Here is a 9,703-nt window from a genome sequence, read left to right as displayed (position 1 = left end):
ATAAACCCTGTAGTTTTTGTATATTTAATGCCTTGATAAAAGAACGAGACTCCAGGTGATAAACCGGAATTTTTTAATTGTAGCCAAATTTCTGGTTCTATTTCTATAAAAGCATCTTTTTTTATACATTCTGCACGTCCCAATTCTCGCTTGAGATTTATTTCGTAGAATTCTGGTAATATTATCATTAAATAGAGCTTGTTGCGAATGAATGCTCTTTTTCTTTTACCACAAATTGCTACACTCTTTGTAATATAAGCATTCTAGACCATTTTGTCCCCCCGCAAGGTAGTTGAGTCCCTCACGAATACCAGCAATTAAACTAACAATCTTGCTGCTTGCATCAGAATTTTTTATCATCACAGTATTTGGCTTAAAAGTGCCTTTCATCAGCCAAAGTGTGATGACTGCGAAAATGAAAGTAGCAGCATCAATTGCAAACGCCTTTTCAATACCGCTAGTAGCAATTAGTAAACCACCTAAAGCTGGCCCAATTAGTAAAATTAGTTGGGAAGTTGCTTGGAGTAAAGTATTACTCGCTACCAACTGTTCTTTGCTAACAAGACTAGGTAATATTGACTTCGCGGCTGGGATAAAAAAGCCATCTACGACTCCAAAGGTGATAGCAAATAAGTAAAGATGCCATAGTTGGGTGACTTGCAAGCTAACTATTATTGTTAGTAAGATTGTTAGCAAAGCACGTAAGGCATTGGAAACCAGCATAACTAACCGGGGTGAGAAGCGATCGCTAACTACACCGCCAATTAGCATTAAAATAGCACGGGGAATGGCTGCTGCCATCAACACAGTGCCTACACTGACACTAGAGTTTGTTAGCTGTATAGTCAGCCAAGGCAATGCTACTAAGTAAAATTGATCACCTATAAGTGAGATGTTTTCACCGATGAATAGGAGTAGTAAGTTGGGTATGGTTAGCGGTTGCCAAAGACTCGAATTTGTTGATTTTTTCATAGTTATTAGATTTTTTCAACGCATAGGCGCTTCGCCTTCCCGTAGGGTAGGGGCGCAGAGGTAACGCAGAGGAACGCCGATAAATGCAGAATTTTACTCAATTAAAAAATTTAATTACGAATTACGAATTACGAATTACGAATTATTTTAATTAACTTTTCTTTGATAACCTTGCCAATATTTTTTTCGAAGTTTGGCTTTTTGTAATTTCCCACTTGGTGTTCTTGGTAATGATTCAGCAAATTCAACACTTCTAGGTAATTTGAAATCAGCAAGTTTACCACGCACAAATTGAATGATATCTAGTGCGGTTGCGTGCATACCTGCTTTTAAAACGACAATAGCTTTAATAGTTTCTCCGAAATCTGCATCTGGAACACCAATTACTGCAACTTCGGCGACTGCTGGATGTTCGTATAAAATATTTTCAATCTCGGCTGGATAGATATTCTCGCTGGCACAGCAGATCATATCTTTAATGCGATCGCAAATATAAATGTAACCTTCTGTGTCAAAATAGCCAGCTTTTATTAGTTTTTTAAGCTTAAGGCCATTGGGTTGATGTTGGCGAATATCTTTGGCGTATTCAACAGCCATCTTATCAATGCTGTCATATTCGGGAAGCGAGTTATTCAAAGTATGAGATTGTAGACCATAGATAGGTTGATTTGAAGCTAAACAAGCTGCCAAATGCTGATACACCATCACTTGTCCCCCAGATGGGTGAATACAAAACAGCGGTGGCTGACTTCCTTCAACTCGGATAGGAACTAAAACTGAAGCAACAGTATTTTTAATGAGAGAATTTGCTAAACCAGCTACAGTTGGATACTGAAAAAGTGTACTTATGGCTATATTTTTCCCAAGTTTTTGATGAATTTTACCAATTAATTGCGCGATCGCCTACTTCAAGATATGTTAAAGTGCGATCGCTCGTAACTACAGCCATCTGCTGTGGACGCAAAGATACTTGCTGAAAAACTAAAGTATGGAGTAAAGCTGTTTCTGGGATTGGTTTATCTGTCGCATTTACAGCGAGTCGTTGCTTTCGTTGTGTTGGTGGTAATAGCGATCGCTCCGGTGCATACCATACTTCATCATCTGTGGCTAGTTGTTGCAATAAATCGCAATAAGCACCAAACATATCATCTAAAAGACCATCAGGAAAAAGTTCTTCTACAACATCCCAGTTAAATATTAATGCGCCATTTTGCTCCGTAACTTGATAATCTAAAGAAACTTGTGGTGTTTGGCTGATACCATAGACTATCTCACCTAAAAAACTGAATTCTAAATCTCCCTGAGTGAAAGAACTTAAACCTAAAACACTGCTAAAAACTATTGGCATAATAGCAGTTAAACCAGTTTTTTGCCGACGCGCTAATTCTCGCAGTACCTCAACTCCACTGATTTGCAGATGGTCTAAATCTTGTAACAATTGCTGCTGTATTTGCAAAGCACGAGCAATAAATGTATTTGGAATTGAATTGTCTACTGCCAAGAGGTTTGTATTAGTAAAATCTCCAACAATTTGATTTATTTGCGGGTGAATAGGAAGACGTTCCAACACCGTGAGATTGATAGTAAAGCGGGGATTTTTGCTCCATACTGTTAAAACTTCCGCAAAAGCAGCCAGCAAAATCACCGAAGGAGTTAAACCAGCATTTTGCCCTCGCTGCTTTAATTGTTGCCAGATATTGGGTGACAATTCGGCACGGTAGCGTTTAAATTGATATTCTTTTAACTCACTGGGAAAACAAGCTAAAGGTAATTCTGGTGCTGGTGGTAAAGTATCTAAACGGCTAAACCACTATTTTATGCTCTGCCAGTGAGTCAAATAGGTCTTTTGTCAATACTCCTTTGGGTGCTTCAATACTTAATTTGTCGTTTTCCACCCATAATTTCACACCCCATTTATCCAGTTCAGTTAAAAGTTCATTTCTGTTCATATATAGCAGTCTCAAATCATTTATCAAAAACTCTCTTGATTTTCCTCTCTGTGTCCTCTGCGTCTCTGCGGTTCGTTTAAAAAATCCTGTTTACATCAAAATATGGATTTGTCTCACGCATTCGCCATTATATCTAAGTAGGTTGGGTTGAGGAACGAAACCCAACATTTCCCGAAATTTGTTGGGTTTCACTTCCCTACGGAACGCTACGCGAACGTTCAACCCAATCTACAACTTTCTTAACTATATTTGGAATATTTCTGTATCATTATTCAATTGATTAGACAAAGGTTTTTGCTTGATTTTCACTAAGGTTAATTGTTCATCTACAGCCAAAGCTAGTTTGGCGATGTTATTTGCTTCTACTAACAATTGCTGCATGGATATATTGACTTGTAGTGCAGAAAGCAATTTGTTTTTCATCTGTACTAACTTCAAGGAATCCATACCCAATTCAAAAAAGTTATTATCGATATCTAGTGCTTCTATTTGCAGGAGTTCTTGCACAATTTTGGCTAAACTGTGCTCTATTTCAGTTGTTGGTGGTGTTAAAACAGCTACCGATTTTGAGGCTCCAATTTTGGGGACGGGTAGCGCCTTGCGGTCTACTTTACCATTGGGGGTAAGAGGTAAAGCATCTAAGAAAATATACTCGCAAGGAATCATGTATGTCGGTAGTTTTTGCCGCAGGTAGTCTGACAACTGGGTAGAAATGGGGAGGGAATTTCGATGTTTGGTTTGTAGCAGGTCGATTTTCCCAGCTACAAAGCTATAAAATAGAACCTGACTTGATTCCAGGTGAAATAAATCTTGTAATTCAGTAAATTCTAGATAGCCAATGGGACACAGACCAATTTGCTGTGTTGGTGCGGTGTTCATCAACAATTGACCTATGTGGCCTGCTTCTAAAAGACAGAAATCCTTTGCTAATTCTCCATACATCGGAGCGATCGCACTCATTTTACCAATCAAAAACACCGAAAAGGCAGATTGCTCAAAAATTAATCGATTTCCCCCATAAACACTGCTGTCAACTTCGCCTAACTGTTTATTGTTAACCTCTAAACGCTGAATTCCTGATGGCCAAGAGAGGTTGCAATTTAGATGGGGTTGGGTAACAACTAATTTAACTTCCCCTTGAGAGAGCAAATACCATTGTCGTTCCTGTGGTAGTGCAGGGTCGATGGATAGATAAGCTGCACCAGAGATTAAGATTCCCAATACTGCGACAATTTGCTCCCAGCCTTTGTCCATCACCACAGCCACTAGGGTGTTGGTAGTGGCTCCCAATTGCCGCAAGCGATGTGCTAATTGATTGGCTTTTTGGTATAGTTCTTGGTAAGTAAAGGTGGATTTTGGGGTAATTACGGCTGCTGATAGCGATCGCACTTTAACTTGATTGATAAACAAACTGTGCAAAGTCTCCTGAGAAACTGAAGCCGCAGTATTATTAACCGCCAATCTTTCCCGCAGTTGAGCTTCTGGTAGTAATTCTCGGCTGTTCTCAACCCAAGCTGAATTTTTTGTTGCTAGCTGCTCCAACAAATTGCAGTAAGCTGCAAACATATCATCTAAAAGACCATCAGGAAATAATTCTTCTACAGCATCCCAGTTAAATACTAATGTCCCATTTTGTTCTGTAACTTGATGATCTAAAGAAACTTGTGGTGTTTGACTAATACCATAAACATTAATATTTCTTGACGTTTAATTACAGTTACTTCTAGTAATTGCTGCAAAAATTTATTATCTTGGTTTGACACCTGGTCTGCTTCTTTTTGTAATTCAGTAGCCTCACAGTGATTCCTCGTCAAGAACTGGAAGACGGTCAAATTAGTTCTTTTCAAGGTATCGCCAGCAACACGCCCAACTTTACCTTTTCTCCCACTTCATCTGGCGGTACTGAATATAACTACTACAGTATGCGGGGTTTGAGTAATTTCAACTCACTCGCCAACCAAGATAGTGTTGCTTTTTACATTGATGATGTACCCTTTGACTACGGTGGCTTTTTAGACCTAAGCTTGATTGATTTGGAACGAGTCGAACTACTGCGTGGCCCCCAAAGTACCTTCTACGGCAGAAGCAGTCCGGCTGGGGTAGTGAATGTGATTTCCCGTCAGCCGACTCAGAAGCCAGAATTTGGAATTTCAGCTAGTTATGGCAGCTACAACAGCCGAGAAGTAAAACTTTCCCTCAGCGATGCGGTAATTCCTGATAAACTATCATTTCGACTGGCGGGTGTCTACAGCGCACGGGATGGATTTATTGACAATGTGACATTAAATCGCACCGTTGGCGAAGTATCGAAAGTAGCAGGACGAGCGCAAATTCTTTGGACACCGACACCAGAATGGAGCGTGTCTTTTAATACTTATGCAAATGATAGTGATGGTGGCAATCCCAGCTTTAATCTCCGTAATGCCCTTGACCCCTTCCAGATAGACCAAAGTGTAGATGGCTTTGCCCGGTTGAGCAGCAATACCCAAGCCCTGAAAATTGGCTATGAACGCAAAGAGAAATTAGTCCCAGACTCTTACCAATCCCCGCCTGTACGAAATTCCACCCCACCCAAAGAAGTTTGGGAGAAGAACGGGTTTTTAACCATGCATCCAGGGGTTTAGTCCCTGACTGTCTAATTAGTATACTTGTGCTTATCCCTTACCGATTATGGTGGATTTCAAGCTTTCAAATCCGTTGCCATATACTGTTAAGACAGCCAGGGAGTTTAGTCCTGACAGGCAAGCGATCGCTCTGATGAGGGCAAGCCATATTAGAGCGATCGCTCCTTTCTTGAGCTAACTATCCAATATTCCAACCATCAAACAAATTGGGTTGGTCTATTCCATACTGTTGCTGCACCAACCGCTGCAGTTCGTCCACAGAATTAGCCGACTTCATTAGAATCAAAATTGAGGTAACGTGCGGGGTCAATCAATTTTCGTTTCCGAAGATAGCATCTGAGTGAAGCAATAAAAGAGAGGTCTGTATTCAATGCTTTCCAAAGGGTAATCATTACAGCCTTCGCTATTCTGGGAATGATTGCCTTTTTTAATGGGGCGTTCAAGTCTCGTGAACCAGCACAAGCTGTAATTAACCCACCTGCTGGTCAACAGCGTTGAGCGAGATGAGCATCCAGCGCCAGAAATTTACCGCAAAAAGCTGAAGTGTTATTGACAGGACTTACGCAACTGGCACAATGCGATCGCCATTTAATAGTACATAAGTATTATTTAGTTGCCGTTCCCAAAGTTTTGTATTCAGAATAGAAATGGCATTAGTGAAGCACTATTGAAATATTTATGAGAAAATAAGTGGAGAGTATACAAGTCAGCGTGATAACTACGACCAGTACCTCCCGCGTCACTGAAGATGAGAATACGCTTTTCATCACCCATAAATGCCGCAGTTTCGGCAATATTCGCGCTAGAGCCACGCGAATCCACCTTGGGTAGGAGTTAAGTCAATCTCCAATGTATCGTACTCAACACCTTCAAAGGAAAGCGATCGCGCCAAATAAAGACCTAACGCTTTCAAATCCCTAGCAACCACCTCCATTGCCGCAATACCACCGCCCTCAATAGACTCTACAAAATCCTCACGAGAGGTAAAGGGGAAATCTCCTGTCTGCCAAAGTCCCAGACGGTTCGCGTAAGACAAGTTAGAAACTTTCGTCGCTCCGGTGGCAGAGACGTAAACGACTCGTGCTTGGGAGAGTGCATTTTGCAGCCGAAGCCCCACGATACCTTGCTGGGATGCTGCGACCATACCGAGTTTGGCGAACTGTGCCATCGCATTCCCCATACTGTGGCATTCATCGAAAGCGATCGCTCCCTCAAAATCCTTACCTGCCCACTCAACGATTTGCTTGAGCCTTGATTTGTCATTATGACGCGATCGCAGGGTTGAGTACGTAGCGAACAGAATACCTTGGGTGAATGGTATGGGTTCACCTAATTTGATTTTGCTGAGGTCGATGATGTCCTTTTCATTACCTCCCAAGGCACACCAGTCTCTACGGGCATCTTCGATTAAGGCAGAACTTTTAGAAATCCAGATTGCCTTTCTTTGCCCCTGACACCAGTTGTCGAGCAAAATACCAGCAACCTGCCGTCCTTGTTGCGATGGCCTCCTGTGTGGAACTAGTACCCAAAATTATGGCTGCCGCTTCGAGCGCTTGGGTGTTGTTCATGGCAAAGCTTAGGTTTTTCAGTGCCATGCCCATGAGGCGTAGACATTCTTGGGCATTTTCTTTGGGTGGTTCAAGAGCAAGACTTCGCAAATCACAAATCAATGGTTTTTTCTAACGCCTCTTTGACTTGCTTGTTCAACACTTTAGTCGCCTGTTGCGTCATAGTATTGCCCCATTGTTGAGAAGGACGTTCCTGTAGCCCCAGACCTCTCTACGTTCGCTTTCTCGTGTCGCAGACAGACGCTCTTGCTAGCTTGCTTAAGAGCAGGGGTACGCGGACTCGCTAACGCAACTCTTGGAGACGCACTCGCGTTCGCTATCACAAAACGTAATTGTGTTAGCGCAGCGTTAGCGAGTCCGCGAGCGTCATTGCGAATTGCGAATTGCGAATTGTTTAAGATTTACCCCCAGCAGCTTCTTCCATTTTCTTGCGAAGACTAAGTGGTCTCATATCAGTCCAAACTTCTTTGATGTAATCTAGACATTCTTGTTTCAAACCACTTTTGCCAGCATTCTTCCAGCCGAGTGCGTTTTCTCTGTCAGCAGGCCAAATGGAATACTGTTCTTCATGATTGACTACAACTTTGTAAATTGTTGTGTCTTCTTTGTCGTCTTGGTACATAATTTGTCTCCTGCTATTTAATTGGCTATGCTTTTTAAGATTTGATAATCCAGTACTTCACGACAATAAGTTAGTAGTCGGTGGCTCTAGTCGTCATTTAAGCAATAAAGTGCTTACTATTAACTCGTTTAACCTGTCATAATCACAGTTGGCAAACTACTAGTACTAACTGCCTCTAATTCCTAATACTCGCTTGAAGGCGAGAAGGAAACTACGTAATTAAGTTTGGGCAAGGGTTTCAGGCATTTAAAATGGGTGGCTTATTTACCCAGATGTCTACTAATCCATCAACCTTAATAATTTGCACGGGGAAATCTCACGATTCCACTGGTTCAAGGTGTCCCTTACCTTCTAAACTTGCCAGTTCAATATCTGCAATACATCGAACTTTCACGTAATTCAGTGTCAAGTTTCCAACCAGATGAACCCTCCCTGTTTGATGCTCAAAGTCAGCTTCTTGCAAATTAGATGCTTCTGGGTCGAGTCTGACACCTAAATCAGTACCTCCGCTAGTATTTGTGAATTTGATATGTACGTACCCTCGGTCAATACTTTCTTTCAGTGCTGTAGCTGTTTTTTCGGGTCGTAAGCTTGCTTCAACAGAATGTTCCCCGGATGACAAACGTTGCACTAATTCATTCATACACATGTCTCCCTCTTAAGAATTACTTTTGTTTTGATTTGTTGATGCTTGTACAAATACAGGCTCGTAGACTGGAATCTCAAATGCTAAGGTCTTGTGGCAAAACTCCTTCCATTCGGGAGTTATATTGTCAAAAATGATATTCTCATCCTTGAAAATCCCATCAGTCACTACGTAATTTTCTTGTAGGTAAAGAAAGTCATCATCAGTTAACTCTCTATTACTTTCGACTTCCTTACCCTCAACTGATTTGTTTTCTCTCCTTGTATTTTCAGTACACTCAGTCCACTGACTGAACTCACGTAATTTTTTCAAAGAGTAAGCTTTGCAATACTTTCCCATTGTTGCCATAGTAATACCTCAGTTCAGATTCTTTTCGCCAGTGATGTTATCAGGCTATGTTTTAACAAAACAGAATTCAGGAGTCAGGAGCCAGAATGGGCTAAACCTTAGCTATCCGCTAACAGAATTGAATTCTGAATGATAAAGCGAATAAATAAAGGGGTTTAAGTCCCCCACTAAATCTGCATGTTTAGTGGTCAACTGTCGTAGTGGCGGGTCTGAATCCCCCACTCAAAGATTGCTGAATTCTGAATTCTGAATTCTGCATTCTTCTTCAATATTTCAACAAAATTGGCAGAATTGGTCGTGCATCGAGATTTTTTTCGCTGATCCCCTCGTCAAAGGTCAACTCTAGTAGTGGAGGTTCCCCTCGTTCAATAGCGACAGCACTATGTGTACTAAGCAGAGACATCGCATCAGTCAAATGTTTGTCGCTATTAATTGTGATTTTTACGCTCGTTAGTTTTTTTACACCCAAGGGATGAGAAATTAACTTCTGATGCGCTGTTAATGATGGATCAAGCCAAGCTGTCAGAGCAATACTGTCAGGAATTATAAAGCAAAAAGGTTCTTCCTGATTCACAAGATTTTCTGCCGCAAAACTAATAGACATCTGCGATCGCATCCACTCAGACCAGTATAAAGTTGAATGGGATACCAAGTTGCTATGATTAAACTTCCTACGTAGACCGACACCAAAGGGTGATGTTTTGACTTGCTAAATTTACTTAATAACAAACATTATCATTAATTTTAGAAAATATCAAGCTACTTACTTAACGTCTTCCCTCATCCTTGTCCTTCTTGAGCGTGATTATTCTTCTTGTATGAAAAACCATGTCCAAAAGGGGAATGGGGAGCAGAGGTCTAAGGCAGTCAGATTTAAAGGAGCAGCTGATTGACCAGCTAATCAAGATGTTTTCGGCATCTGGGGATATAGTGGTTTTTCCCTGGCTGCCAAGTAGGGATATGATCGAAATCGC

Annotated in this window: 12 protein-coding genes and 3 pseudogenes; 2 read left to right on the top strand and 13 right to left on the bottom strand. The window is 41.2% G+C overall.

All coding sequences use genetic code 11. The annotated features are described in order from the left end of the window. The 6 genes and pseudogenes from LC653_RS20065 to LC653_RS20040 all read right to left on the bottom strand — a co-directional run. Positions 1 to 188, bottom strand: a pseudogene (locus LC653_RS20065) (hypothetical protein); the annotation flags it as partial. Positions 189 to 225: 37 nt separating this feature from the next. Continuing rightward, a complete protein-coding gene (locus LC653_RS20060; protein ID WP_229496483.1) occupies positions 226 to 972 on the bottom strand; it encodes an MFS transporter in 747 nt (248 codons plus the stop codon). A gap of 147 nt (positions 973 to 1,119) precedes the next feature. After that, positions 1,120 to 1,710, bottom strand: coding sequence for an AMP-binding enzyme (locus tag LC653_RS20055; protein ID WP_267923124.1), 591 nt, complete (start codon positions 1,708 to 1,710; stop codon positions 1,120 to 1,122). A 142-nt stretch (positions 1,711 to 1,852) separates the two neighbouring features. Continuing rightward, positions 1,853 to 2,722 (bottom strand): annotated as a pseudogene (locus tag LC653_RS20050) (condensation domain-containing protein); the annotation flags it as partial. A gap of 52 nt (positions 2,723 to 2,774) precedes the next feature. Continuing rightward, positions 2,775 to 2,921: a TubC N-terminal docking domain-related protein gene (locus LC653_RS20045; protein WP_229496479.1), complete on the bottom strand. Its 147-nt coding sequence runs from the start codon at positions 2,919 to 2,921 to the stop codon at positions 2,775 to 2,777. A gap of 243 nt (positions 2,922 to 3,164) precedes the next feature. Then, a complete protein-coding gene (locus tag LC653_RS20040) occupies positions 3,165 to 4,487 on the bottom strand; it encodes an AMP-binding protein (protein ID WP_229496478.1) in 1,323 nt (440 codons plus the stop codon). A gap of 233 nt (positions 4,488 to 4,720) precedes the next feature. Here LC653_RS20040 and LC653_RS20035 point away from each other — a divergent pair, with 233 nt between their 5' ends. Both LC653_RS20035 and LC653_RS46300 read left to right on the top strand, forming a co-directional pair. After that, positions 4,721 to 5,545 (top strand): TonB-dependent receptor plug domain-containing protein, encoded by an 825-nt coding sequence (locus LC653_RS20035; protein WP_504828429.1) that lies wholly within the window; start codon positions 4,721 to 4,723, stop codon positions 5,543 to 5,545. 46 nt (positions 5,546 to 5,591) lie between these two features. Next, a complete protein-coding gene (locus LC653_RS46300) occupies positions 5,592 to 5,723 on the top strand; it encodes a hypothetical protein (RefSeq protein WP_267923123.1) in 132 nt (43 codons plus the stop codon). A 458-nt stretch (positions 5,724 to 6,181) separates the two neighbouring features. Here the strand turns inward: LC653_RS46300 and LC653_RS47390 are convergent, their stop codons facing one another. The 7 genes and pseudogenes from LC653_RS47390 to LC653_RS20005 all read right to left on the bottom strand — a co-directional run bounded on the left by LC653_RS47390 (position 6,182) and on the right by LC653_RS20005 (position 9,381). Then, positions 6,182 to 6,319 (bottom strand): strawberry notch C-terminal domain-containing protein, encoded by a 138-nt coding sequence (locus LC653_RS47390; protein ID WP_372478196.1) that lies wholly within the window; start codon positions 6,317 to 6,319, stop codon positions 6,182 to 6,184. A gap of 28 nt (positions 6,320 to 6,347) precedes the next feature. Further along, positions 6,348 to 7,016 (bottom strand): strawberry notch family protein, encoded by a 669-nt coding sequence (locus LC653_RS20030; protein ID WP_229496477.1) that lies wholly within the window; start codon positions 7,014 to 7,016, stop codon positions 6,348 to 6,350. Positions 7,017 to 7,035: 19 nt separating this feature from the next. Continuing rightward, positions 7,036 to 7,312: pseudogene (locus LC653_RS20025) on the bottom strand (hypothetical protein); the annotation flags it as partial. 195 nt (positions 7,313 to 7,507) lie between these two features. Continuing rightward, complete coding sequence (locus LC653_RS20020; RefSeq protein ID WP_229496475.1) at positions 7,508 to 7,735, bottom strand: MbtH family protein; 228 nt, start codon at positions 7,733 to 7,735, stop codon at positions 7,508 to 7,510. A 316-nt stretch (positions 7,736 to 8,051) separates the two neighbouring features. Then, positions 8,052 to 8,378, bottom strand: coding sequence for an MbtH domain protein (locus LC653_RS20015; RefSeq protein WP_229496466.1), 327 nt, complete (start codon positions 8,376 to 8,378; stop codon positions 8,052 to 8,054). A 15-nt stretch (positions 8,379 to 8,393) separates the two neighbouring features. Further along, a complete protein-coding gene (locus LC653_RS20010; protein WP_229496465.1) occupies positions 8,394 to 8,729 on the bottom strand; it encodes a hypothetical protein in 336 nt (111 codons plus the stop codon). Between the two features lie 265 nt (positions 8,730 to 8,994). Beyond that, complete coding sequence (locus LC653_RS20005; RefSeq protein WP_229496463.1) at positions 8,995 to 9,381, bottom strand: hypothetical protein; 387 nt, start codon at positions 9,379 to 9,381, stop codon at positions 8,995 to 8,997. Positions 9,382 to 9,703: the final 322 nt, after the last annotated feature.

It is taken from the genome of Nostoc mirabile CHAB5784, from assembly GCF_020829645.1.
In the GTDB taxonomy this organism is placed as follows: domain Bacteria; phylum Cyanobacteriota; class Cyanobacteriia; order Cyanobacteriales; family Nostocaceae; genus Nostoc; species Nostoc mirabile.
Note: the sequence above shows the minus strand (reverse complement) of the source record. Positions and strands in the feature narration are given on the sequence as shown.